The organism is Janthinobacterium sp. OK676, assembly GCF_900103595.1.
GTDB lineage: Bacteria > Pseudomonadota > Gammaproteobacteria > Burkholderiales > Burkholderiaceae_D > Janthinobacterium.
The window spans coordinates 122,713-145,462 of record NZ_FNHA01000007.1; the positions used below are offsets into that span (position 1 = coordinate 122,713).

Below are 22,750 nucleotides of genomic sequence, written 5' to 3' on the forward strand. Positions count from 1 at the left end.
GCCGGGCCGCCGCCGCTAAGCTCAGTTAAATGGGTCATGATGGAAGTGCCCGCCGTCATGCATCAGGGGGGGGGCACAAGCGCCCCCGTCTGGCTGGTATTGTAGCCCCAAGCGGCGTACCGCCACCGCACGCTTGCGCGCCGCCTGCAGATAGCACTGGACAGGCGGGAAAGCAGTCCCTATAATCCCGCTTCTTTCGAGACAGCAACTTCTCGATTCGCTGGGCGTCACCGTGAAAGCGGAAGTGTCCACCGATAAAAAGGCGCAAGCTTTTTGGCAGTGAAAAGGTAGTCGATCATGCGGGGCGGTATTCTGCAAAATCAGCTAAGCGATTGAAAAATCGAACTTTTCAAAGCGAAATGAATACGCTATAATGTTTGCCTGCGCGGCTGTAGCTCAGCTGGATAGAGTACTTGGCTACGAACCAAGGGGTCGTGGGTTCAATTCCTGCCAGCCGCACCAGTATTGCCAAGATGAAGTTCGCTTCGTCTTGATGAAAGTTTCAAGCTTCGCGCCGTCCGGCGAAGTGTGTCAGAGTTTGCGGCTGTAGCTCAGCTGGATAGAGTACTTGGCTACGAACCAAGGGGTCGTGGGTTCAATTCCTGCCAGCCGCACCAGTATCAGCAGTAGTGAAAAAAACCCGGAAAGTTCGCTTTCCGGGTTTTTTTTCGTCCAGACGGTGCCTTGGCAGCGACCACGCTGGCAGCCTGGGTAATTGTGAAATATCCGCACGACGCCCTTTGCCATTCTGCAAAGCCCTGCTATAATCTTGTCTTAGGCGGCTGTAGCTCAGCTGGATAGAGTACTTGGCTACGAACCAAGGGGTCGTGGGTTCAATTCCTGCCAGCCGCACCAGAATATTGGGGGTCAGATTGTAAAATCTGATCCCCTTTTTCGTTTCCGAACGCCTTTACGACAGGTCGTTGGGACCGCGCCGGTATTGCAGGCGAAACGCGCGCGGCGTCACGTGCTTGGCGGCACGGAACTGGCGGTTGAAATGCGCGAGGTTGCGGTAGCCCGCCTCTTGCGCGATGACGGCAATGGCGAGATTGCTCTCGATCAACTGCTGGCAGGCGCGCCCGATGCGCAGCCGCGCCAGATACTCGCCCGGCGTGCAATGCGCGTGGCGCTTGAAACAGCGGTGAAACGCGCCCAGCGACAGGGCCGCCCGCTGCGCCAGGGTTTCCAGTGCGATCTCTTCCCGGAAATGCGCGTGCATGAAGTCAAACACGATTGCCATGCGCTTTTGCTGCCCATCGGCATGCACCGGCGCCTGCGCTGTCGAGGCCAACGGCCGCGCGGCGCCATCGCCCGCCAGGTCCAGCAGCACGTCGAGCAGCAGCGGCAGGCGCTGCGGCACGGGCAGGGCATTCAGCTGCAGCAGTTGATGGGCGCAGCGCGCGCTCGTGTCCGCTGAAAAATGCAGGGCCGGGCCGGCGCGGGCCGCCAGCTGCCGCACGCTGTGCAATTCCGGAAAACAGGCGGCCAGCTGTTCCACCCACTCGAGCGAAAACCACACGACGACGGCCAGCATCGGTTGCGCGCTGTCGATGCGCTCGCTGGCTGACCACGTGTGCGGCAAATTTGGCCCCAGCAGCACCAGGTCGCCCGGTTCGAAGTCCCCCAGGTGGTCGCCGATGTAGCGTTGCCCCCGCGCATTCACGGTCAGGGTCAGCTCGAATTGCGGGTGGTAATGCCAGATGAAGGGAATGGCATCGAGTTCGCGCCACAGCAAGCCCCAGGAGTGGCCCGTCGGGATCGTGACTTGTTCGAATAAAGGCGTCATCGTGACGTTTTAAGGTGATGGATAGTCAAAATAGTATCAGTATTGGTCGCTGCGCACGCATTTCCCTTTAATCTTCCGTCGCACAATCTGTCTCACACCAACACAGGAGACAGCGATGCAAGACCGATATCAGTACGGCGAAGACCGTCCCGGCAACCCGTCCGTGGCCTACACGGAACAAACCCAGTTGCGCGACATCCGGAAACAGCTGCCCCTGCGCGTGCTGTCGGACAGCGACTTCTTGCACTGGCAAACCTACGGCTACGTCATCGTCAAGGATGCCGTCTCGCCAGAGCAGGTGCGCCGCACGACCGATTTCCTGTGGGAATTTCAGGGACTCGACCAGCACGATGCTTCCACCTGGAACCGGGACCAGCTGCGCGACCACGCGATGAAGGAACTCAACGGTTCCGGCATGGTCGAGGCCTATCACAACCAGACCCTGTGGGATAACCGCCAGACCCGGCGCGTCTACGATGCCTTTGTCGACATCTGGGACCGTCAGGATTTGTGGGTGACGATCGACCGCGCCAACCTGAACACGCCCAATAATGGCAAGCGCAAGTTTGGCGGCTTCATCCACTGGGATGCCGACACGACGCTCGACCCGCTGCCCGTCAACGTGCAAGGCGTGCTGGCCCTGTCCGATACCTCGCCCGAGAGCGGCGGTTTTCAATGCTACCCGGAACTGTTCAACAACTTGCTGGCGTGGCGCAAGACCGTGCCGGCGGACCGCAATCCATGGCAGCCGGACCTGGCGACGGTGCCGTATCCGATGGAATTCATCGCCATGAAGAAAGGCGAGCTGCTGATCTTCAACAGCCTGCTGGCACACGGCATCCGCCCGAACACGTCGACGGATCAGGTGCGCCTGGCGCAATACATCTCCTTTACGCCGGCGCAGGAAGACAATCAGTCGCTGCGCGACTGGCGCGTGCAAAGCTGGCGCGAACGCAGCGCGCCGCAAGGCTATGCGTTTCCCGGCGACCCCGAGGAAAAGGAAAAACTGCGCTATCCGCAGGCGCAGTTGACGGAACTGGGCGAGAAGATCCTCGGCGCGCGCGCCTGGTAAGCGTGGTGGCATTGCCTGCCGGATAGACAATTACAGGCAAATGCACGATCATGGCTTGACTTGCCATCGACCGAGGAAACGCATGAGTATCATCACCAGCATCGAAGACTTGCGCGTGCTGGCCCAGAAACGGGTGCCGCGCATGTTTTACGACTACGCCGATTCCGGCTCTTGGACGGAATCGACGTACCGCGCCAACAACAGCGATTTCGCGAAGATCAAATTCCGCCAGCGCGTGGCCGTCAACCTGGAAAACCGCAGCCTGGCTTCGACCATGGTGGGCCAGCACGTATCGATGCCGGTAGCCCTGTCGCCCACGGGCCTGACGGGCATGCAGCATGCGGATGGCGAAATCCTCGCGGCCCAGGCGGCCGAGCGCTTCGGCGTGCCGTTCACCCTGTCGACCATGAGCATCTGCTCGATCGAGGACGTGGCGGCGAACACGACGAAACCGTTCTGGTTCCAGTTGTACGTGATGAAGGACCGCGAATTCATCAACCGCCTGATCGACCGCGCCAAGGCGGCCAAGTGCGGTGCGCTGGTATTGACCCTGGACTTGCAGGTGCTGGGCCAGCGCCACAAGGACTTGCGCAACGGCCTGTCGGCGCCGCCCAAACTGACCATTCCCAACATCCTCAACATGGCCACCAAGCCGCGCTGGGTGGCGGGCATGCTGGGCACGAAGCGCCGCGGTTTCGGCAACATCGTCGGCCACGCCACGTCCGTCTCCGACATGTCGTCGCTGTCGGCCTGGACGCAGCAGCAGTTCGACCTGAGCCTGTCGTGGGCGGACGTGGAATGGATCAAGCAGCGCTGGGGTGGCAAGCTCATCATCAAGGGCATCATGGACCCGGAAGACGCGCGCCTGGCCGTGGCAAGCGGCGCCGACGCGCTGATCGTCTCGAACCACGGCGGGCGCCAGCTCGACGGCGCGCAATCGTCGATCGAAGCCTTGCCCGCCATCGTCGACGCCGTCGGCAGCCAGATCGAAGTGCACATGGATGGCGGCATCCGCTCGGGCCAGGACGTGATCAAGGCCGTGGCCCTGGGCGCGAAAGGCGTGTACATCGGCCGCCCGTTCCTATACGGCCTGGGCGCCATGGGCGGGCCGGGCGTGAGCAAATGCCTGGACATCATCCGCAACGAGCTCGACTTGACGATGGCGTTCTGCGGCTTGCGCGACTTGCAGCAGGTGGATAAAAAGATCCTGCTGCCGGGGACGTTTTAAGCGGCAATCCGCACGATGTGAAAGCCTTCCGAAGAGTCGGGCGGCACGAAGTGGCGCGTGATGTCATCAAATTGCGCGTCGCTGGTAAAAAACGGGTGCAGCCCGCTTTCATTGCGCTGGCGCAAGCGCACCTTGCATTCTTCGTCCGAAACGTCGAGGTAATGGAGCACATGCGGCGTGCCCGCCTGCTGGAACAGTGCGCGCATCCAGGCGCGGCTGGCCGGCGTATTTGCCGGGAAGTCGAGCACGACGGACACGCCCGCCCGCAGCATCTGCAGGGCCAAGGGGGCGATGGCCGCGCGCAGCCGCGCCGCGCACGCCACGTAATCGGCCAGGCTGCCGATCTGGCCCGGATACAGCTGCGCCAATAAAGTGTCTTCGCTGATGCGCACCGTGTGCGGCGCGTGCGCAAGCTGGCTGGTCAAAGTGGATTTTCCGGAGGCTATCTTGCCGCAGACGAGGTGCAGGGTGGGGGAAGCGTTGGTGCTGGAAGTCGGGGTCATGGTCGCTCGCTAAAAAAGAAATGAAGCCTGCGAGACGGTTTGACCAGTGACTGCACATCAAAGCCGCCTTGCAGGCGGCTTTGGCAATCACACTGCTGCTAAGCCACCATTGTTGGAATGGCGGCAATAATGGTGGGCAGGGGAGGGAATGGCGATTGCATGGCGTTACGATGCCATGCGATGGGCGGCCTTGTCAATGCCGGTGCCTATTCGAAGAATTGCCGGTACTGTGCAAACGGCTCCAGTCCCACGCTGGCGCGGCGCTGCTCCAGATGCTGCGGATCGGCGATGGGGAAAGCGACGCTCTTGCCGTCGCTGCCCGTCTGGAACTGGCTGCCGTACAGCTGCGGCAGTTTGTCATTGGTCAAGTCGCGGTCGATCGTCAGGGCCAGCCTGGACGGCGTGATTTCACCTTGCGCGGCCGCCGTGCGCATCAGCACCAGGCTGCTTTTGAGGAAGGCACTTGATCCATGCTGGGCGATCAGCCATGCGCTGGCCGCCGCCTTGTAACCGACCATTGTTTGCGTGGGCCATCCCTTGCTGGCGATGATGTGGCGCAGCCGCGCTTCGTTCCTCGCATCCGTCTCGCGCATGCGCTGCCGTGCCTGCAGGTCGACACCTGTCGCCGGCCAATCCGTGCGTGCGGCCACGTCTTCCTTTTCCATGGCCAGCAATTCCTGCGCCAGCGCCGCTTCCGGCACCGCCGTCCGATACAGCAGGATGTTCGGCGCGCCTGCCGTGGCAGCGTCGTGGATGAGTCTCGGTTCCGCCTCCCATTGCGGCGCCCGCACGACCAGCGCCAGCAAGGTGTTTTCCGGCACGTCGATGCGGTAACGGCCGTTCTCGACCGTGCCATGTATCTGCGGCTCGCCGTGCATGCGCTCGGCAATGATGCTGATGGCGGGCGGCAGCGGCGCGCCGTTGCTGCGGATGGCGCCGCTCAGTTCAAAGGCGCCCGCATGGTTGCTGAAGCAGAGCAGGGTGGCGCAAAGCAGGTGTCGCATGGGAGTCCGATCAGGATAGCTGTGGCGTCAATTCGATGCGCGTCCATTGCGCCGCCTGCCACAGCGGCGCCGCATCGGGCGCGGCCAGCAGCAGGAATACTGCGTAGTCACGTGAAAAAAACGCCATGCGGATTCCTTATGCTTGCAAGATGGCCGCGCGCTGGCTGGGGCGCAGCAGGTAGGCGCCGTACAGGCACAGGGGCAGCACGGCCAGCAGGGCGATGTACGGCAGGATCGATGCGCCGTCTTCGGCCGGGTTGGGCAAGGTGGCCGTCACCAGCGCGTAGTCCCACAGGCCATGCACGACGATCATGGGCCATACCGAGCGGGTGCGCAGGCGGATGGCCGCATAGCCGACGCCCTGCAAGGCGGCGGCCAAGGCTTGCCACAAGGCGCCGCTGACGTCGCCCGTGGCCAGGCCGTTGGCCGTATGGGCCAGGCCGAACAGCGCCGATGACATCAATACGGCCGGCCAGACGGCGTAGCGGTTCAGCATGCCTTGCAGCAAGATGGCGCGGAACATCAGTTCTTCCGAGATGGCCACCAGCGCCGCATTGCAGGCGACGATCAGCAGCACGCGCGGCTGCGGCCAGCCGCCGGCCCAGGCCAGCAACAGCATCAGCAGCGCATACAGCAGGGGAGGGCAGACGAGCCACAGCGATTTCCAGGGCTGCGGCGCGCCCAGGCCCGCTTCGCGGCGTCCGCTTGACGCCAGCAGCAGCGCCAGCGCGAACAGGGCGGCCAGCGCCCAAGACAGGCCGATACGGCCGGTGACGGCTGCGCCCGGCAAGGCGTAGCCGGCGGCTTCCAGCCAGCGGCCGCCCATGCTCAAGCCCAGCCAGACGGCCAGCGCGATGAGGGACAGCGGCATGGTGAGGGCGATTCTGTTTCCGGACATGGGCGGCTTCATGTTGCAGGTCCGCCGCCGCTGACGCGGTTGCGGCCCGTGTTTTTCGACTGGTACAGCAAGGTATCTGCCTGGCGTATCAGTTCGCTGCTATCCGTGCAATGTACCTGGCTGGACTGGACTGTGGCTGCGCCCAGGCTGACGGTCACGACGCCGTTCGCGCTGGCCGCGTGGGGTATCTGCAGCGCTTCCACTGCCGAGCGGATGGTTTCCGCGACTTCCAGGGCGCCAGCCGCGTCCGTGCCGGGCATGATCACGGCGAATTCTTCGCCGCCATAGCGCGCCGCCAGGTCTTCGGCCCGGCCGACGCTGCGCGCCACGGCGCCGGAAACTGCCTGCAGGCAGGCGTCGCCCGCCACGTGACCATACTGGTCGTTGAATTTCTTGAAGAAATCCACGTCCAGCATGATCAGCGACACTGCGTGTCCGTCGCGCTGGGCGCGCTTGAGTTCATGCGCCAGGGTTTCGTCGAAACAGCGGCGGTTGGCCAGTCCCGTCAAGCCGTCTTGCGACGCCCGCGCCGCCAGGTCCGCATTGGCGCGCTGCAATTGCGTACTGGCCAGGCGCAGGCTGGCCTCGATACGGTCGCGTATGGCAATCTGCCGCATGAGCTTGCGGAACAGGTAGATCAGCGCCGCGCCTGCCGCCAGCGACGCCAGCACGATTTGCATGCTCAAGCGTTGCCATTCGGCGAAAATATCTTCCTCCGATAGCCCCGCCGCCACGATGACGGGAAAGCGCTGCAGGTGGCGATAGCTGTACAGCCGTTCGATCTCGTCCACCTTCGCCGTCATCATGGCCGTGCCGACCGGCCCTTTTTCGCGGTAGGCGCGCAGGACTGCGCCCGACGAAATATCCATGCCGATGACATTGCTCTGGAATGGCCGACGGTAGATCAAGGTGCCGTCATCGAGGGCAAAGAAGGCCGTGCCCGTATTGCCAAGGTTGAGGCTATCGTAGATGCGTTCGAAGGAGGCAAGCCCCAGGGTGACCAGCACCACGCCGGCAAACGAGCCGTCCGCCAATTCCACCCGGCGCGATACGGGCAAGACCCATTGCCCGCTGGATTTGCTGCGCACGGGCGCGCTGATGCGGCTGCCCAGCTGCGCATGCGTCTTGTGATAAGTAAAGTAGTCGCGGTCCGCATTGTTGCCGTCCTGCCTGGCGCCGGACGAGCTGGCCAGCCAGTCTCCGCGGCTGTCGAAAATGAAGACGCCGGCAATTTCCACGATATTCTTCGACAACTGCTGCAGATGCGATTGCAGCCGCTCGCCGGTAGCGTCATTATTGCCTTCGTTACGGATGTGCTCGACGATATCTTCCAGCATCACATCGGCCACTTCCAGTTCCATGTACGCTTGGGTCGCCAGGGTGCGCGCCATGTGTTCCGTCGTCGCCTGCGCTTCGTGCAAGCGCACTTCGCGCGAAGACCAGACGATCCAGATGGTCATGCCAAGCAGCATGGCGCACATGCAAAAGAAGGCGATGCTGGCCCAGACGATCACTGGCCGCTTGTGCTTGCTCAAGACTTCCGGCTGCGCCGGGACGGCGTCGGTATGTGCTGCTTCTTTTACGGCGTGCATAGGCGGATCATGAAGTTGCATCTATGATATGGTGAAATATTGCCATACTACATTAAAAAGCAAAGTCACAAAGTTGCCACATCGTTATAGTTGCATGGAATAATAAGCATTGCCCTTTGAACCTTTGATTGGAGTCGCATGGCCTACACGAAAACCATCACCACTGAACGCCTGATCCTGCGCAAACCGCAACCATCGGATGAAGCGGACTTCTTCGCCATGCATGCCGATCCCGAAGTGATGCGCTATTTCAGCGAGCCGCCATGGCAGGATGCCAGCATCGCCGCGCGCAAGCTTGCCGAGGACATCGCCGCTTTCGAGAGCGAGGAATTCTTCCGCTTCGCCGTCACGCTGAAGGCGACGGGCGAATACATGGGCAGCTGCAGCCTGTTTTCCGAGCACCGTCAGAACCGCCGTGCCGAAATCGGCTATGCGCTGGCGCGCCCGCATTGGGGCAAGGGCTATATGCAGGAAGCCTTGTCGGCATTGCTGGAATACGCGTTCATCGAGCGCGACCTGAACCGCCTGGAAGCCGATATCGACCCACTCAACACGGCGTCGGCCAGCGCCTTGGAACGCCAGGGTTTCAACAAGGAAGGTTTCTTGCCGGAACGCTGGATCGTCGGGGGCCACGTCAGCGATACGGCCCTGTACGGCTTGCTGCGGCGTACGTGGGAAGCACGGCGCAAGGGCGCCGCGTGAGCCAGCATGAAACCGAAGCGCTCGAGCGCTGGCTGGGCCGCGCCTTGCCGGCGCACTACCTGCGTTTTCTGCAGGACTGGCAAGAAGGCATGCGCGGTGAACAGGTATTGCTGTACGGCGCAGACAGTCTGATCGAACGCAACGAGACATATGACACGCTGCAATCCTGCCCCGCTTACATCACCATCGGCGACGACAGCGGCGGGCGCGCCGTCATGCTGGCACTCGATGATGGCGACCGCGCCGTGTACCTGGTCGGGCATGGTTCCATGCAACGCGACGATTTCGAGCGGCTTGCCGATGACTTTACATCCTGGCTGGCCGCCGATTGCCCGCTGGATTGAGGAGCATGCCAAGCGATGATGACTGCCGACTTACCCGTTTCAGCCCATCCACTGGTAGCTTTTCGTCACCTGGAACCCGGCGACGCATCCGCCTGGTATGCCTATCTGTCCGACCCGGTTGTCGTGGAGCACACGAGCTGGGATTTGCGTTGCATCGACGATCTGCAGGGCAACTTCGATGACTACGCATCGGCCCAGGCAGCGTCGTCCATCCGCCTGGCCGTCGTGCTGCGCGCGGGCGGCCAGCTGGTGGGCACGATCGGCTTCAATGCCATTTCCCCGCAACACCGCACGGCGGAAATCGCCTACGATCTGTCTCCCGCCGTATGGGGGCAGGGCGTGGCCACGTCCATCGCCGCGTCGGCCGTGGACTGGGGCTTCCAGCGCCTGGGCTTCCTGCGCATCCAGGCCACTGTGCTGGAGAGCAATGAACGTTCGATCCGCGTGCTCGAACGCTGCGGTTTCGAGCGCGAAGGCTATCTGCGCTGCTACCGGCAAATTCGCGGAAGGTCCGGCAATTTCTGGCTGTATGCGCGCATTGCCGGCGTGCCATGAGCCAAGGTTTTGCACAGCATTTTCAACTGGAAGAGAACCTCATGCAGATCAGTCCCGTCACCATCTTTTGCCGCTCGCTGGCGCAGCTCTCCGCCATGCTCGACAAGACCGGCACCGCGCCGCCCATGCTGGCGGCGCGCTTGCACCCGGACATGCTGCCATTCGCCCAGCAGGTGCGCGCGGCCGTGAGCTTTTCCCTGCGCGGCTGCTGCCCGCTGGCGGGGCTGGACGTGGCCGATTTCAGCGCCGCCGCCAGCCTGCAGGAACAGATCGCGCAGACCATGCTCTATCTCAAGGACATACCTGTGGAGCGTTTTGACGGGCCGCCCGAACGCATCTGCCGCGACCGCGCCGGCTTTGCCGACATCGCGCTGCCGGCCGGTGACTACCTGAATTTGTACATCCTGCCGAATTTTTACTTTCACTTCGGCATGGCGTATGCGATTGCCCGCAGCGCCGGCGCGGCCATCGGCAAGGGCGATTTCGACGGCTATCATGCGTATGCGCCGGGATTTTCATTCGAAACGCCGGCCGCGTCGTAAGAACTACAGTCCCGCTTCCTTCCAGGCGGAAAACCCCAGCCGTTTCAGCAGCCGGCCCGACAGCCCGCAGCTCCAGCAACTGATCTGGATTTGCCGTTGCCGTGCCGGGTTCGCATGCCAGGCTTGCTCGGCGTAATCGAGCAAGGCGTCGCTGAGCGGGGAGGCGTCGGCTGTCGCAGGCAGGCGAGTCATCAATTCGAACACGCCGTGAGGCGTCTCCTTGATCTGCAGCAAACCGGACAGCAGGGTGCGCAGCACGGCGCCGTCGATGGAGCCGCTCGCTTGCGTGTAGCGCTGTTGCCAGCACAGGCTGCGCGCTTGCCACAGGGCAAGCAGCGCCGGCACGTCGGCCGCCCGCAGTTGCCCGATCAGCTTGTCCGCTTCGTCAAACAGGTCGAGGCGGTCATATTCCTCGTCGTCGCCGCACAGCAGTTCATCGAGGTCGTGCAATACGCTCATGCCACCACGTTCGTGGGCGCGCCCCGTTCGAATGCTTCCACGTTGCCGATCAGGATGTCGGCCAGCTTTTGCATGGCTTCGCCACTGGCCCAGGCCGTGTGCGGCGTGAGGATGAAGTTGGGCAGGCGCAAGTTCAACAGCGGGTTGTCGGGCAGGGGCGGCTCTTTCGACAACACGTCGAAACCGGCGCCGGCGATTACGCCACGGGTCAATGCATCGGCCAGCGCCGCTTCATCGACGAGGCCGCCCCGCGCCGTGTTGATCAGCAGCGAGGTCGGCTGCATGCGCGCCAGTTCTTGCGCGCCGATGATGTTGCGCGTCTTGTCTGTCAAGGGCAGGTGCAGGCTCAGCACGTCGGACGTGGCCAGCAGCTCGTCGAACGTCACTTGCGTCACGCCGTCGTCCTCGATGGGCGAGCGGTTATGTACGATGACTTGCATGCCGAAGGCGCGGCCCAGCTGCGCCACGGATTTGCCCAGCGCGCCGTAGCCGAGCAAGCCCAGGCGGCTGCCGGCCAGGTCGCGGATCGGGTGGCCGAACAGGCAGAAGCGGTCCGATGCCTGCCACAGGCCCGCTTCCACGTCCGCTCGGTAGGCGATCAACTGGCGGCGCAGGGCCAGCATCAGGGCCAAGGTATGTTCGGGCACGGTGGCGCGCGCATAGTCGCGGATGTTGGCCACGACGATGCCCCGTTCGCGGCAGGCGGCCAGGTCGACAATATCCGTGCCGGTAGCGGCCACGGCGATCATTTTCAGCCCGGGCAGCTGCGCCAGCTCGGCCGCACGCAGCGGCACTTTGTTCGTGATGGCGATCGTGGCGCCTTGCAGGCGGGATACCGTCTGTTCGCTGCCCCTGGTGTGCGCATGCTCTTCCCAGCTGTGCGCGAAGGCGGGCGGGCGCACGGTGGCGATCAGGCTGTCGCGGTCGAGAAAGACGATGCGGTGCGGGTGCTGCGACGTGCTTGCTGCGGTCATGGCTGGGCCTCGGTCTGGGTGGCGCGCGCGCTGGGCAGGCTGCTCTTGCCCTTCAGTTGCGTGGCCGGGTGGTTGGTAAACATGTCCGCAACCCATTCGACAAACACGCGCACCTTGGCGGACAGATGGCGGTTGGGCGGATAGATCACGTGGATGGGCAGCGGGTCGGATTCCCATTCACTGAGCAATTCCACCATTTTGCCCTGTTCCAGCAGCGGCGCAAGCATGAAATGCGTCATTTGCACGATGCCCAGGCCCGCCAGGCCGGCGGCCGTGTAGGCGTTCGAGTCGTTCAGGGCGATATGGCTGGGCATGGCGATCTGGATGCGTTCGCCGGCGCGCGTGAAATCCCAGTCAAACGTTTTGCCCGTCTTGGCGGAGAAAAAATTCACGCCCCGGTGGCGCGGCAAGTCGTTCGGATGCAGCGGCGTGCCGTGGTGCGCCAGATAGCCGGGCGAGGCGCACGTCATGAAGTGCAGCACGCCGACCCGGCGCGCGATCAGGTTCAGGTCGCCCAGTTCGCCGCCGCGCACGGCGCAGTCGACGCCTTCCTCGATCAGGTCGACGGGGCGGTCGCTGCAACCGAGTTCCAGCGAGATGTCCGGGTAGCGGGCGAAAAAGTCGGGCAGGGCGGGGATGATCAGTTCGCTTGCCAGGGCCGTGGGCGCATCCACGCGCAGCCGCCCGCTGGGGCTCAATCGCGTGCGCGACAGCGATTCCTCGGCTTCGCGCACGTCCAACAGGATGCGCACGCAGCGTTCGTAATAGGCGGCGCCGTCGGACGTGATGCTGACGTGGCGCGTGGTGCGGTTGAGCAACTTGACCGACAGGCTCGCTTCCAGCGACTGGATCAGGGTCGACACGGTGGCTTTCGGCAGCTGCATGTTTTCCGCCGCGCGCGTAAAGCCGCCCGCATCGACGACTTGAATGAAAACTTCCATTGCTTGCAGCTTGTTCACTTGAATTCCTATCATTTTAGACGCGATTATTCAGAATCCTGAACAATCAATTCGTCATTGCACTCTTTATCAGATTGTAGATCAAGTCTATAGTTGTTGTACTGCAGCATAAATGTGATTGCCGCAGGAAGTTCACAGGAGAAATATCATGGGTCATCGGAATGGAATCTTTGCAGTGCTCGCTCTCGCTATGAGCTCGCTCGCTCTGGCCGCGATGGTATCGACGGATGCGTATTCACTGGCGGCGCAAAGCGAAGCCAGTGCTTATAGCGCCCTGACCCATGAAGTGGGCGGCATCGCCCTGTTGTGCCTGAACGACACGGTACTCGATGCTGCGGTGCAGCCGGTGGTGGCGCAATGAGCGTTGCCGGCACTGTGGCCGAACTGGCACCTGGCCAGGCGCTGAAGATACGCGACATCCAGGTGCAGGGCGCGCAGGATGCGCTCGGCGCGCGCGTCTACACGGCCGGTGTGCCGGGCGCCAAGCAGGCCAGCCTGATCGTCTTCTTCCATGGCGGCGGTTTCGTCGACGGCGACCTCGACGATGCGGACGACTTCCTGCGCTGCCTCGTGCTGAGCAACCCCGACCACGTGGTGCTGGCGGCAAACTACACCCTGGCGAAGGTGCGGCCATTTCCCGCCGCCGTGGAAGACGCGCATGCCGTGCTGCTGTGGGCAAAAAAGAACAAGTCCAAGCTGGGCTGGACGGGCAAGCAGATGCTGGTGTCGGGCATCGAAGCGGGCGCCAATCTGGCCGCCGTGTGCGCCATGATGTCGCGCGACCGGGGCGGACCGCCCCTCGCGGGCCAGGTGCTGATCATGCCCATGCTCGACCCCGGCCTGTCGACCTGCTCGATGCGCAACTTGCCGACCTGCCCGGACCTGGCGGAAGTGGCCGACCAATGCGCCGCCGCCTACCGTGGCTACCTGCCGAATGCCGCTGATCGTACTCATCCGTACGCGTCGCCATTGCAGTCGAGCCGATTGAAGAACCTGCCGCCGGCGCTCATCCTGTCCAGCGAAGACGACCCATTGCGCGACGAGGCTGAACAATACGGCAGCAAATTGATCGCCTGCGGCATCAAGACCACCGTGCGGCGCATGGCCGCCGCGCCGCTGCAAGATGCTGGCGCCCGCAATGAGTGTGCCTGCAAGGTGCAGGTATTGAGTGAAATCGCCAGTTTTGTCGCTGGACTGGGGCAGGAGCCCGAGTCATGACGCCGCTATCCGCAGTACCGCAAAAAAACTTACACTAATCAGTTTACTTTTTGAGTTTCGGTTGCTACACTATGCAGTGTAGTTCCCATCTTGCCTGAGTTGTGCGTTCGCACAGCCAGCTTCGTCGTCCCCGTCCGCTTTTACCAGGCTGGCGGCCTGTTTATCTTTGATCGAGCGCCGTCGGGCGCCATGGCACCACCATTCACTTTTTCAGTTGGGTTGCTTCCTGCCGCCCATACCATTAGAAATTTTCATAAAACAGGGAAGTAAAATGAAAAACGTTCAACAATTTTCCACTCTGCTCAAGCCCCTGGCTGCCTCACTCGCGCTGGCAGGACTGGTGGCCGTGAGCCTGGCCGGCTGCGATTCGGCCAATAGCAAGGTGCCCGACGCGCCAGCGGCCGGCGGCCCGCCCGTCTCGGCCGCCGCCGTCGTTGAAAAACAGATCACGGAAACGCAGGAATTCTCGGGCCGCCTGGAAGCGATCGAGCGCGTGGAAATCCGCTCGCGCGTCGGCGGCTTCATCACGGCCGTCAATTTCAAGCCGGGCAGCGAAGTGAAAAAGGGCGACGTGCTGTTCGTCATCGATCCGCGCCCGTTCCAGGCCGAAGTGTCGCGCGCCGAAGGCACGGCAGCCTCGGCCCGCGCCAAGGCGGAACTGGCCAAGCTGGAACTGTCGCGCGCTGAAAAGCTGCTGGCCGAAAAAGCCATCGCCCAGCGCGAATTCGATGAAAAGGCTTCGGGCCTGAAAGAGCTGGACGCGAATGTCCGCTCGGCGCAAGCCGCGTATGAAGCGGCGAAACTGAACCTGTCGTACACGCAGGTGCAGGCGCCGATCAGCGGCCGCGTCAGCAAGGCGGAAATCACCGTCGGCAACCTGATCGACGCTTCCGCCATCCTCACCTCGGTGGTGTCGACGGACCGCATCTACGCCAGCTTCGACGGCGATGAAGATACGTATCTGCGCGTGGCCGGCACGGCGCAAAAGGGCACGCCCGTCACCGTCAAGGTAGGCCTGGCCAACGAAACGGGCTTCCCGCACGAAGGCAAGCTGGAATTCGTCGACAACCAGCTCGACCCGGCCACAGGCAGCGTGCGCATGCGGGCCACCTTTGCCAACGCCGAGCGCCAGCTGGTGCCCGGCCTGTTCGCGCGCATCCAGCTCGACGGTGGCAATGGCCCGCAGGCGCAAAGCACGGCCCTGTTGATCAGCGACCGCGCCGTCGGCACGGATCAAAGCCGCAAATACGTCTACGTGGTGGGTTCGGATAACAAGGCCGAATACCGCGCCGTCAAGCTGGGCCCGACCTCGGACGGCTTGCGCGTGGTGCGCGAAGGCTTGAAGGCGGGCGAAAAAATCGTCGTCAACGGCTTGCAGCGCGTGCGCCCCGGCGCCCCCGTGACGCCGCAGATCGTGGCCATGGATTTCGATCCGACCGCGCCTGTCGCTCCTGCAAAACCTGAAGCAAAAGATGCCAAGATCGCCGCGAAAGCAGCATCGACTTCCAAGGAATAAACATGAACTTTTCCCGCTTTTTCATCGACAAGCCGATTTTCGCGGCGGTGCTGTCGATCGTCATATTCGTGGCCGGGCTGCTGTCGATTTTCGGCCTGCCCATCTCCGAATATCCCGACGTCGTGCCGCCATCCGTGGTGGTGCGCGCCCAGTACCCGGGCGCCAACCCGAAAGTGATCGCCGAAACCGTGGCCGCGCCGCTCGAAGAGCAGATCAACGGCGTCGAGAACATGCTCTACATGTCCTCGCAAAACACGTCCGATGGCGCGATGATGCTGACCGTGACCTTCAAGATCGGCACCAACGTCGAGCAGGCTGAAACGCAGGTGCAGAACCGCGTGCAGCGCGCCTTGCCGCGCCTGCCAGAGGAAGTGCGCCAGATCGGCGTGACGACCGTCAAGTCGTCGCCCAACCTGACCATGGTGGTGCATCTGGTTTCGCCGAACAAGCGCTATGACGATATGTACCTGCGTAATTACGCGGTGCTGAACGTCAAGGACCAGCTGGCACGTTTGCCCGGCATGGGCGACATCCAGATCTTCGGCGCCGGCGACTACGCCATGCGCATCTGGCTCGACCCGCAGAAAGTAGCGGCACGCGGCATGACGGCCAATGACGTCGTCGACGCGATCCGCGAGCAAAACGTGCAGGTGGCCGCCGGCGTGATCGGCGCCTCGCCAGCGAAGAACTCGGACTTCCAGCTGACCGTCAACACCCAGGGCCGTCTGCAGACGCCAGAGGAATTCGGCGCCATCATCGTGCGCACGAATGCCGACGGCGCCGTGACGCAACTGAAGGACGTGGCGCGCGTGGAAATGGGCGCCAACAGCTACTCGCTGCGTTCGCTGCTGAACAATAATCCGGCCGTCGGCATGGGTATTTTCGAAGCGCCGAACGCCAACGCGCTGCAACTGTCTTCCGACGTGCGCGCCAAGATGGAAGAACTGAAAAAAGACTTCCCGCAAGGCGTGGAATACCGGATCGAGTACGACCCCACGCAGTTCGTGCGCTCGTCCATCGAAGCCGTGATCCATACCTTGCTCGAAGCGATCGCCCTGGTGGTGCTGGTGGTGATCATCTTCCTGCAAACCTGGCGCGCATCGATCATTCCGCTGCTGGCCGTACCCGTCTCCATCGTCGGCACCTTTGCCGTGATGCTGGGCTTTGGCTTCTCGATCAACACCCTGTCGCTGTTCGGCCTCGTGCTGGCCATCGGTATCGTCGTCGATGACGCCATCGTCGTGGTGGAAAACGTCGAGCGCAACATCGAGGAAGGCCTGTCGCCGCGCGACGCCACCATCCAGGCCATGAAAGAGGTCAGCGGTCCTATCGTCGCCATCGCCCTGGTGCTGTGCGCCGTGTTCGTGCCGATCGCCTTCGTGCCTGGTTTGTCGGGCGAGTTCTACCGCCAGTTCGCGCTGACCATCGCCATTTCGACCGTGATTTCCGCATTCAGCTCGTTGACCTTGGCGCCAGCCCTGTCGGCCGCGCTGCTCAAACCGCACGATGCGCCGAAAGACGCGCTGACGCGTGGCATGGACATGGTCTTCGGCCGCTTCTTCGCCTGGTTCAACCGCTTCTTCGGCCGCGCTTCGCACCGTTATGAAGCGGGCGTGAAAGGGGTATTGGGCCGCAAGAGCGCTTCGCTGGGCGTGTATGCGCTGCTGGTCGTTGCCGCCATCTTCACCTTCAAGGCCGTGCCGGCCGGCTTCGTGCCAGCGCAGGACAAGCAGTACCTGGTGGGTTTTGCCCAATTGCCTGACGCCGCCTCGCTGGACCGCACGGAAGATGTCGTGCGCCGCATGTCGGACGTGATCAAGTCGGTGCCTGGCGTCGAATCGACCATCGCCTTCCCGGGCCTGTCGATCAACGACTTCACCAATGCGCCGAACTCCGGCATCGTCTTCGCCACCTTGAAACCGTTCGACGAACGCACCAGCAAGGAACTGTCGGGCGGCGCCATCGCGGCCGAGATCAACAAGCGCCTGGGCGGCATCCAGGACGCCTTCATCATGGTCTTCCCGCCACCGCCGGTCAACGGCCTCGGTACCATCGGCGGCTTCAAGATGATGATCGAAGACCGCGGCAACCTCGGTTACGACGCGCTGTACAACGCCACGCAGGCGCTGGCCGGCAAGGCTTACCAGACGCCGGAACTGGCGGGCGTGTTCTCGGGCTACCAGATCAACGTGCCGCAGCTGTTTGCCGACGTGGACCGCGTGAAAGCCAAGCAGATGGGCGTGCAGCTGCAAACGATTTACCAGACCTTGCAGATCAATCTCGGTTCGCTGTACGTGAATGACTTCAACCAGTTTGGCCGCACCTACCAGGTGCGCGTGCAGGCCGATGCTTCCTTCCGTTCGCATGCGCAGGATATCGCGCAGTTGAAGGTACGCAGCGACAAGGGCGAGATGATTCCACTGTCGTCGCTGATGCGCGTCAAGGATACCTATGGCCCGGACCGCGTGCAGCGCTACAACGCCTACTCGGCGGCCGACTTCAACGGCGGCGCAGCTCCTGGCGTATCGAGCGGCCAGGCGCAAGCGGCGCTGGAACGCATCGCCAAGGAAGTGCTGCCGCAGGGGATTTCGTATGAATGGACGGAGCTGACCTACCAGGACATCTTGTCCGGCAATACGATGATCTATGTCTTCCCGCTGTGCGTGCTGCTGGTGTTCCTCGTGCTGGCCGCCCAGTACGAAAGCTGGACTTTGCCGCTGGCCGTGATCCTGATCGTGCCGATGTCCATCCTGTGCGCGCTGTTGGGCGTGAAGCTGACCGGTGGCGACAACAACGTGTTTACCCAGATCGCGCTGTTCGTGCTGGTGGGACTGGCGTCGAAGAATGCGATCCTGATCGTGGAATTTGCCCGCGAACTGGAAGAGCATGGCCGCACCGTGGTGCAAGCGGCGCTGGAAGCGTGCCGTCTGCGTCTGCGTCCTATCCTGATGACGTCGATCGCCTTCATCATGGGCGTGGTGCCCCTCGTGTTCTCGCACGGCGCCGGTTCGGAAATGCGCCATGCCATGGGCGTGGCGGTGTTCGCCGGCATGCTGGGCGTGACCTTCTTCGGCCTGTTCCTGACGCCCGTGTTCTACGTACTGCTGCGCACCCTGGCGCAGCGTTTTGAGAAAAAACCAGCCGCCGCTGCCGCCAAGCCTGTCGCCGCGCCAGCGCTGGACCTGGAAGGAGATATATATTGAAAACCAAGGAAATCATCTGGCGCGTCAAGCCCGTGCTGACCGCCATGGCAGCGGCCGTATTGCTGGCCGCGTGCGCGGCGCCGGAGTTCAAGCAGCCGCAGATCGAGACGCCGGTGGCCTTCAAGGAAGCGCAAGTGCCTGCCGTGCAGACGGCGGCCGACGGCACGCGCTGGAAGCAGGGCGTGCCAGCCGAGCGCCAGGCGCGCGGCGAGTGGTGGCTGGCCTTCAATGATCCGGCTTTGACGAGCCTGATCAACGAAGCCACGCAGGCCAATGCCAACCTGGCCGTCGCCGCCGCCCGCGTCAAGCAGGCGAGGGCGATTGCCGGCATCGCCGAAGCGGACCGCATCCCGCAAGTTGGCGTAAACGTGGGCGGCCAGCGCAGCCGGGTTTCCGCCGTGTCGCTCGGCTTGCCGAATGGCGCGCCGGTGGCGGCGACCAACGTCTACCAGGCGAACCTGACGGCCAGCTATGAAGTCGATCTGTTCGGCCGCGTGGCGTCCAACGTCAGCGCCTCGCGCAGCGATGCGCTGGCCGTGGAAGCGACTTACCGCTCGGTGCTGCTGTCCCTGCAGGCCGACGTGGCGCAGACCTACTTCCAGCTGCGCGCCACGGACGCCGAACTGGCGACCCTGGAACAGACGGTGCGCCTGCGCGAGGAAAGCGTGCATGTGAACCAGCGCCGCTATGACCTGGGCGACATCGGCGAATTCGACCTGTCCCGTGCCCGCACGGAGCTGTCGACGACGCGCGCCGAAGCCATCGGCCTGCAGCGCCAGCGCGCAACCAGCGAACATGCGCTGGCCGTCCTGCTGGGCAAACCTGCCGCCAGCTTCACGGCGACCGTCAACCCGCTGCAGGATAGCGGCTTCCTTCCCGTGATCCCGGCCGGCATGCCGTCCTCGCTGCTGGAGCGCCGTCCCGACATCGCGTCGGCGCAGCGCACCATGGAAGCGTCGAATGCGCGCATCGGCGTGGCGAAATCGGCCATGTTCCCGGCCTTGACCTTGAACGCTTCCGGCGGCGGTGCCTCCGATACGTTCTCTGACATCTTCAAGTGGAGCAGCCGTTCCTGGCTGCTGGGCGCCCTGATGTCGATGCCGATCATCGACGGTGGACGTAATAAAGCTGCCGTGAGCCGCAGCGAAGCGCAGCTGGAAGAGTCGGTGGCGACGTATCGCCAGAGCGTGCTGGTGGCCTTCGCCGAAGTGGAAGACAACCTGGCCGGCCTGCGCATCCTGTCGGGCCAGACGCAGCAGATCGACGAAGCCGTCGTCTCGGCGCGCCGTTCGGCCGACCTGGCGCAAAAGCTGTACGACGCTGGCCGTTCCAGCTACCTGGACTTGCTTGACGCGCAGCGCAACCTGGCGGCCATCGAGCGCAACGCCGTGCAATTGCGCGGCAACCGCGCCGTCACCACGGTGGCGCTGATCCGCGCCCTGGGCGGCGGCTGGGGCGAGACGGAGCCGCAGGTCGCGGCCAACTAGTTCCCCATCCGCGGCGACAAGCCTGTCAAGAACGGCGTCGTGCTTTGCACGGCGCCGTTTTTTTATGGGGTGGCGTTGGTGGCGCGAGGCGCGGCAGGTCGCCTTAGCCCGTAGCGCGGTAGGTCGGCTTAGCGCATGGCGCGCAAGCCGACACCACCCGCGCCCCCAATCAAGGCCAGACCAAAAAATAAATTGAATCCAATCTCCGACCCAACGCGTAAATACTCCTGCAATCACGCAAACGCAGTCATCCAGGAGATACCATCATGCGCACCTTCGTTCCCGCAGCACTGTTCCTCGCTTCCATGCTGGCCGCCAGCGCCCCGTTTGCCGCCGACATGGCGACCATGGTCGGTGGCCAGAGCATGTATCCGTCCAAGGACATCGTCGACAACGCCGTCAATTCAGCCGACCACACGACCCTGGTCGCCGCCGTCAAGGCCGCCGGCCTGGTCGATACATTGAAAGGCAAGGGGCCATTTACCGTGTTCGCGCCGACGAATGCGGCCTTCGGCAAGCTGCCGGCCGGCACCGTCGATACCTTGGTCAAGCCGGAAAACAAGGCGACCCTGACGAAAATCCTCACCTATCACGTGGTACCCGGCAAATACGACTTCAAGGCGCTGGCCCACGAAATCAAGACGCATGACGGCAAGGCCACTTTGGCCACGGCCAGCGGCGGCAAGCTGATGTTCGCCATGAACGGCATGCACAACATCGTGGTGATGGATGAAGGCGGCAACAGCGCCAACATCAGCACCTATGACGTGTACCAGTCGAATGGCGTGATCAATGTCATCGACACGGTGCTGATGCCCAAATAAGCGGACGAAAAAAAAGACAGGGCGTACCCTGTCTTTTCATTTATGCCGCCGCGATTACTTGGCTGGCGTTGCTGCTGGCGCGGAAGCTACCGGTGCGGAAGCTGCTGGCGCCGCCGGTGCTGCCTTGTCGGCTGGAGCGGCTTTCTTGGCCTTGTGATGCTTGGCTTTCTTGTGCGTCGCCGGCTTGACGGCGGCTGCCGGGGCTTCGGCCTTGGCTGCCGGTGCGGCTGCCACTGCAGGAGCGGCCGGGGTGGCGGCAGGAGCCGCTGGCGCCTGGGCGAAAGCGGCGGTGGCGAACAGGCTGGCGATCAGGGTGGCGATAACTTTTTTCATGATGAAATCCTTGGTATGTGTGGTCGGTAAAGTGTGTCGGAATTACTTGGCTGCTGCAGGTGCCGTTACCGGTGCTGCTTCGGCGGTGGCCGATGCCAGCTTTTCGTCGGCCTTGGCCTTGGTTTTCTTGGCCTTGTGGTGTGCCTTGGCTTTCGTGCTAGCCGCTTCCGCTTTGGCGCTGGCGACTTCCGTTTTCGCGGCGACGACTGCCTTGGCTTCTTTCGCATCGGCTTTCACGGCCGTTTGCGCTTCCTTGGCGTCCGCTTTCACGACGGCCTTGGTGTGGGCCGCTTCCACTTTCGCCGGTACCGAAGCTGCCGGAGCGGCTGCAGGTGCTGCCGGGGTTTGGGCGAAGGCTGCAGTTGCGAACAGGCCGGCGATCAGGGTAACAATTGCTTTTTTCATGGTGCAGTCCTCAGTGGTGGTTTGTCTGGTATGTCTGTTGGTGCCGGGATGTTTCCCGTGTCACTGAGAATAAAACGCGCCCCGGATCGTTACCGTTGACGGTCATTACAAACGCTTACATCTGCGTTGCATCCGCCTTCAGGATGGCCTTCAGGATGTCTTCCGAACGGCGCTGTCCATATCCCTTGCCATATGCGCTGGACGCGATGCTCACCACCATGCGGCGCGCCGGTATCACGTAGATCTTGTTGCCGCCATTGCCCGAGGCGAAATGCACGGCGATCTTGTGGCCCCCGATATCCTGCGTCTTCGCGTACCAGAAATAGCCGTAGCTGTCGGCGTAACGGTCGACGGCGCCGATGGCCACGCGTGGCGCCAGCGCGGCTTGCAGCCAGCTCATGTCGATGACCCTCTTGCCGCCAACTACGCCGCCGTCGAGCACCATCTGGCCGATTTTTGCCGTGTCGCGTGCGCGTAGCGACAGATTGCCCTGTCCTTTAAGATGGTTGGCCACGTCGCGGCCCCAGCTCCAGCGCGTGATGCCCAGCGGCGCGAACAGCGCCTTGGCCGCGATATCTTCCAGGTCGGCGCCGCTGGCGCTTTCCGCCACTCTGCCCGCGATATACGCTCCCAGCGAGTTGTAGCGGTACGTGCTGCCCGGTGCCGTGGCGACGGGCACGCCGCGCACGAAGGCGGCAGGGTCGGGCGCCGCATCGAGCTTGTCTTCATTGCCCGGCGACTGTTCGTCTTCATCGAAGGCGGCCAGGCCCGAACGCATGGTCAGCAAGTCGTCGAGGATCACCTTGCCCGCCGGGCTGCCGGCGACTGCGGGCCAGTAGTCTCCCACCGTTTTTGTCGTCGCCAGCTGGCCGCGCGCCACGGCCGCACCTGCCAGCAAGGCGGTGATGCTCTTGCCGGCCGAACGGATGTCGTGCAGGGTGTCGGCCGTCTCGCCGTTGTAATAGCGCTCGGCCACGATGGCGCCGTCGCGCAGCACGACGACGGCGCGCAAGTCGCCATGGCTGTCGTCGTCCTGGGCTTGCAGGACTTGTTCTAGGGTGGCGGGGTTGTCTTGCGCACCGGCGGCGAAGGGCAGATACAAGGTGGTAATCAGCAGCAGATGGCGCATGGACGGCTTTCGTGGCG

The 22,750-nt window shown here is 63.1% G+C and carries 23 protein-coding genes and 3 tRNA genes; 15 read left to right on the plus strand and 11 right to left on the minus strand.

Annotated features, from left to right (window positions below):
- The first annotated feature begins 385 nt into the window (after positions 1-385).
- The 3 genes from BLU39_RS15360 (at position 386) to BLU39_RS15370 (ending at position 855) form a co-directional block, all read left to right on the plus strand.
- A tRNA-Arg gene (locus BLU39_RS15360) sits at positions 386-462 on the plus strand.
- Between the two features lie 78 nt (positions 463-540).
- Positions 541-617 (plus strand) — tRNA-Arg (locus BLU39_RS15365).
- Between the two features lie 161 nt (positions 618-778).
- Positions 779-855 (plus strand) — tRNA-Arg (locus BLU39_RS15370).
- A gap of 55 nt (positions 856-910) precedes the next feature.
- Here BLU39_RS15370 and BLU39_RS15375 read toward each other — a convergent pair.
- The gene (locus BLU39_RS15375; RefSeq protein WP_092714414.1) at positions 911-1,786 is read right to left on the minus strand and encodes a helix-turn-helix domain-containing protein; all 876 of its coding nucleotides are present in this window, start codon (positions 1,784-1,786) and stop codon (positions 911-913) included.
- 115 nt (positions 1,787-1,901) lie between these two features.
- Here BLU39_RS15375 and BLU39_RS15380 point away from each other — a divergent pair, with 115 nt between their 5' ends.
- Together BLU39_RS15380 and BLU39_RS15385 are read left to right on the plus strand one after the other, a co-directional pair.
- Positions 1,902-2,858: a phytanoyl-CoA dioxygenase family protein gene (locus BLU39_RS15380; protein WP_092714416.1), complete on the plus strand. Its 957-nt coding sequence runs from the start codon at positions 1,902-1,904 to the stop codon at positions 2,856-2,858.
- Between the two features lie 82 nt (positions 2,859-2,940).
- Positions 2,941-4,086, plus strand: coding sequence for an alpha-hydroxy acid oxidase (locus tag BLU39_RS15385; protein WP_092714418.1), 1,146 nt, complete (start codon positions 2,941-2,943; stop codon positions 4,084-4,086).
- On the opposite strand, the gene BLU39_RS15390 is transcribed toward BLU39_RS15385, so the two are convergent.
- From BLU39_RS15390 to BLU39_RS15405, 4 genes are all read right to left on the minus strand, one after another.
- Positions 4,083-4,589, minus strand: a complete 507-nt coding sequence (locus tag BLU39_RS15390) for a P-loop nucleotide/nucleoside kinase family protein (RefSeq protein WP_092714421.1) — start codon at positions 4,587-4,589, stop codon at positions 4,083-4,085. The two genes, BLU39_RS15385 and BLU39_RS15390, sit on opposite strands and share 4 nt — an antisense overlap.
- Before the next feature lie 206 nt (positions 4,590-4,795).
- Positions 4,796-5,593: a DUF6624 domain-containing protein gene (locus BLU39_RS15395; RefSeq protein WP_092714423.1), complete on the minus strand. Its 798-nt coding sequence runs from the start codon at positions 5,591-5,593 to the stop codon at positions 4,796-4,798.
- Between the two features lie 136 nt (positions 5,594-5,729).
- Positions 5,730-6,491 carry a CPBP family intramembrane glutamic endopeptidase gene (locus tag BLU39_RS15400; protein ID WP_175539325.1) on the minus strand — a complete coding sequence of 254 codons (762 nt, stop codon included), beginning with the start codon at positions 6,489-6,491 and terminating at the stop codon, positions 5,730-5,732.
- A gap of 8 nt (positions 6,492-6,499) precedes the next feature.
- Positions 6,500-8,083: a sensor domain-containing diguanylate cyclase gene (locus BLU39_RS15405; RefSeq protein WP_175539326.1), complete on the minus strand. Its 1,584-nt coding sequence runs from the start codon at positions 8,081-8,083 to the stop codon at positions 6,500-6,502.
- Positions 8,084-8,221: 138 nt separating this feature from the next.
- Between BLU39_RS15405 and BLU39_RS15410 the strand changes: the two genes are divergently transcribed.
- From BLU39_RS15410 to BLU39_RS15425, 4 genes are read left to right on the plus strand one after another with little or no spacing between them, the layout of a single operon-like run.
- Positions 8,222-8,785 (plus strand): GNAT family N-acetyltransferase, encoded by a 564-nt coding sequence (locus BLU39_RS15410; RefSeq protein ID WP_092714429.1) that lies wholly within the window; start codon positions 8,222-8,224, stop codon positions 8,783-8,785.
- On the plus strand, positions 8,782-9,129 hold the full coding sequence (locus BLU39_RS15415; RefSeq protein WP_092714431.1) for an SMI1/KNR4 family protein: 348 nt from the start codon (positions 8,782-8,784) through the stop codon (positions 9,127-9,129). The genes BLU39_RS15410 and BLU39_RS15415 overlap by 4 nt, the downstream gene beginning before the upstream one ends.
- Positions 9,130-9,144: 15 nt before the next feature.
- A complete protein-coding gene (locus BLU39_RS15420) occupies positions 9,145-9,684 on the plus strand; it encodes a GNAT family N-acetyltransferase (protein WP_092714433.1) in 540 nt (179 codons plus the stop codon).
- Positions 9,681-10,226, plus strand: coding sequence for a DUF1993 domain-containing protein (locus tag BLU39_RS15425; protein ID WP_254788987.1), 546 nt, complete (start codon positions 9,681-9,683; stop codon positions 10,224-10,226). Before BLU39_RS15420 ends, BLU39_RS15425 begins: the two co-directional genes overlap by 4 nt.
- Positions 10,227-10,229: 3 nt before the next feature.
- Here the strand turns inward: BLU39_RS15425 and BLU39_RS15430 are convergent, their stop codons facing one another.
- Genes BLU39_RS15430 through BLU39_RS15440 form a run of 3 tightly spaced genes read right to left on the minus strand, consistent with a single transcriptional unit; the run spans position 10,230 to position 12,618 of the window.
- The gene (locus BLU39_RS15430; protein ID WP_092714435.1) at positions 10,230-10,685 is read right to left on the minus strand and encodes a hypothetical protein; all 456 of its coding nucleotides are present in this window, start codon (positions 10,683-10,685) and stop codon (positions 10,230-10,232) included.
- Positions 10,682-11,659, minus strand: coding sequence for a D-2-hydroxyacid dehydrogenase (locus BLU39_RS15435; protein ID WP_092714437.1), 978 nt, complete (start codon positions 11,657-11,659; stop codon positions 10,682-10,684). Before BLU39_RS15435 ends, BLU39_RS15430 begins: the two co-directional genes overlap by 4 nt.
- Complete coding sequence (locus BLU39_RS15440; RefSeq protein WP_092714439.1) at positions 11,656-12,618, minus strand: LysR family transcriptional regulator; 963 nt, start codon at positions 12,616-12,618, stop codon at positions 11,656-11,658. The genes BLU39_RS15435 and BLU39_RS15440 overlap by 4 nt, the downstream gene beginning before the upstream one ends.
- A gap of 190 nt (positions 12,619-12,808) precedes the next feature.
- On the opposite strand from BLU39_RS15440, the gene BLU39_RS28635 reads away from it, so the two are divergent.
- The 6 genes from BLU39_RS28635 (at position 12,809) to BLU39_RS15465 (ending at position 20,866) form a co-directional block, all read left to right on the plus strand.
- Positions 12,809-12,979, plus strand: a complete 171-nt coding sequence (locus tag BLU39_RS28635; protein WP_157808778.1) for a hypothetical protein — start codon at positions 12,809-12,811, stop codon at positions 12,977-12,979.
- On the plus strand, positions 12,976-13,836 hold the full coding sequence (locus BLU39_RS15445; RefSeq protein ID WP_092714441.1) for an alpha/beta hydrolase: 861 nt from the start codon (positions 12,976-12,978) through the stop codon (positions 13,834-13,836). Before BLU39_RS28635 ends, BLU39_RS15445 begins: the two co-directional genes overlap by 4 nt.
- A gap of 271 nt (positions 13,837-14,107) precedes the next feature.
- Positions 14,108-15,352 carry an efflux RND transporter periplasmic adaptor subunit gene (locus BLU39_RS15450; protein ID WP_092714443.1) on the plus strand — a complete coding sequence of 415 codons (1,245 nt, stop codon included), beginning with the start codon at positions 14,108-14,110 and terminating at the stop codon, positions 15,350-15,352.
- Between the two features lie 2 nt (positions 15,353-15,354).
- Positions 15,355-18,555 carry an efflux RND transporter permease subunit gene (locus tag BLU39_RS15455; RefSeq protein WP_092714445.1) on the plus strand — a complete coding sequence of 1,067 codons (3,201 nt, stop codon included), beginning with the start codon at positions 15,355-15,357 and terminating at the stop codon, positions 18,553-18,555.
- Positions 18,556-18,599: 44 nt separating this feature from the next.
- On the plus strand, positions 18,600-20,042 hold the full coding sequence (locus BLU39_RS15460; RefSeq protein WP_092714726.1) for an efflux transporter outer membrane subunit: 1,443 nt from the start codon (positions 18,600-18,602) through the stop codon (positions 20,040-20,042).
- A 266-nt stretch (positions 20,043-20,308) separates the two neighbouring features.
- Positions 20,309-20,866 carry a fasciclin domain-containing protein gene (locus BLU39_RS15465; RefSeq protein WP_198511173.1) on the plus strand — a complete coding sequence of 186 codons (558 nt, stop codon included), beginning with the start codon at positions 20,309-20,311 and terminating at the stop codon, positions 20,864-20,866.
- A 54-nt stretch (positions 20,867-20,920) separates the two neighbouring features.
- Here BLU39_RS15465 and BLU39_RS15470 read toward each other — a convergent pair whose 3' ends face one another.
- The 3 genes from BLU39_RS15470 to BLU39_RS15480 all read right to left on the minus strand — a co-directional run bounded on the left by BLU39_RS15470 (position 20,921) and on the right by BLU39_RS15480 (position 22,733).
- Positions 20,921-21,199 carry a hypothetical protein gene (locus tag BLU39_RS15470; protein WP_092714447.1) on the minus strand — a complete coding sequence of 93 codons (279 nt, stop codon included), beginning with the start codon at positions 21,197-21,199 and terminating at the stop codon, positions 20,921-20,923.
- A gap of 42 nt (positions 21,200-21,241) precedes the next feature.
- Positions 21,242-21,604 carry a hypothetical protein gene (locus BLU39_RS15475; protein ID WP_092714449.1) on the minus strand — a complete coding sequence of 121 codons (363 nt, stop codon included), beginning with the start codon at positions 21,602-21,604 and terminating at the stop codon, positions 21,242-21,244.
- Between the two features lie 115 nt (positions 21,605-21,719).
- The gene (locus BLU39_RS15480) at positions 21,720-22,733 is read right to left on the minus strand and encodes a serine hydrolase domain-containing protein (RefSeq protein WP_092714451.1); all 1,014 of its coding nucleotides are present in this window, start codon (positions 22,731-22,733) and stop codon (positions 21,720-21,722) included.
- Positions 22,734-22,750 lie beyond the last annotated feature (17 nt).

Coding starts and splice junctions, on each gene's coding strand:
- BLU39_RS15375 (WP_092714414.1), bottom strand. CDS start 1,786: ATGACGCCTTTATTCGAACAAGTCACGATCCCGACGGGCCACTCCTGG.
- BLU39_RS15380 (WP_092714416.1), top strand. CDS start 1,902: ATGCAAGACCGATATCAGTACGGCGAAGACCGTCCCGGCAACCCGTCC.
- BLU39_RS15385 (WP_092714418.1), top strand. CDS start 2,941: ATGAGTATCATCACCAGCATCGAAGACTTGCGCGTGCTGGCCCAGAAA.
- BLU39_RS15390 (WP_092714421.1), bottom strand. CDS start 4,589: ATGACCCCGACTTCCAGCACCAACGCTTCCCCCACCCTGCACCTCGTC.
- BLU39_RS15395 (WP_092714423.1), bottom strand. CDS start 5,593: ATGCGACACCTGCTTTGCGCCACCCTGCTCTGCTTCAGCAACCATGCG.
- BLU39_RS15400 (WP_175539325.1), bottom strand. CDS start 6,491: ATGTCCGGAAACAGAATCGCCCTCACCATGCCGCTGTCCCTCATCGCG.
- BLU39_RS15405 (WP_175539326.1), bottom strand. CDS start 8,083: ATGCACGCCGTAAAAGAAGCAGCACATACCGACGCCGTCCCGGCGCAG.
- BLU39_RS15410 (WP_092714429.1), top strand. CDS start 8,222: ATGGCCTACACGAAAACCATCACCACTGAACGCCTGATCCTGCGCAAA.
- BLU39_RS15420 (WP_092714433.1), top strand. CDS start 9,145: ATGATGACTGCCGACTTACCCGTTTCAGCCCATCCACTGGTAGCTTTT.
- BLU39_RS15425 (WP_254788987.1), top strand. CDS start 9,681: ATGAGCCAAGGTTTTGCACAGCATTTTCAACTGGAAGAGAACCTCATG.
- BLU39_RS15430 (WP_092714435.1), bottom strand. CDS start 10,685: ATGAGCGTATTGCACGACCTCGATGAACTGCTGTGCGGCGACGACGAG.
- BLU39_RS15435 (WP_092714437.1), bottom strand. CDS start 11,659: ATGACCGCAGCAAGCACGTCGCAGCACCCGCACCGCATCGTCTTTCTC.
- BLU39_RS28635 (WP_157808778.1), top strand. CDS start 12,809: ATGAGCTCGCTCGCTCTGGCCGCGATGGTATCGACGGATGCGTATTCA.
- BLU39_RS15445 (WP_092714441.1), top strand. CDS start 12,976: ATGAGCGTTGCCGGCACTGTGGCCGAACTGGCACCTGGCCAGGCGCTG.
- BLU39_RS15450 (WP_092714443.1), top strand. CDS start 14,108: ATGAAAAACGTTCAACAATTTTCCACTCTGCTCAAGCCCCTGGCTGCC.
- BLU39_RS15455 (WP_092714445.1), top strand. CDS start 15,355: ATGAACTTTTCCCGCTTTTTCATCGACAAGCCGATTTTCGCGGCGGTG.
- BLU39_RS15460 (WP_092714726.1), top strand. CDS start 18,600: ATGGCAGCGGCCGTATTGCTGGCCGCGTGCGCGGCGCCGGAGTTCAAG.
- BLU39_RS15465 (WP_198511173.1), top strand. CDS start 20,309: ATGCGCACCTTCGTTCCCGCAGCACTGTTCCTCGCTTCCATGCTGGCC.
- BLU39_RS15470 (WP_092714447.1), bottom strand. CDS start 21,199: ATGAAAAAAGTTATCGCCACCCTGATCGCCAGCCTGTTCGCCACCGCC.
- BLU39_RS15475 (WP_092714449.1), bottom strand. CDS start 21,604: ATGAAAAAAGCAATTGTTACCCTGATCGCCGGCCTGTTCGCAACTGCA.
- BLU39_RS15480 (WP_092714451.1), bottom strand. CDS start 22,733: ATGCGCCATCTGCTGCTGATTACCACCTTGTATCTGCCCTTCGCCGCC.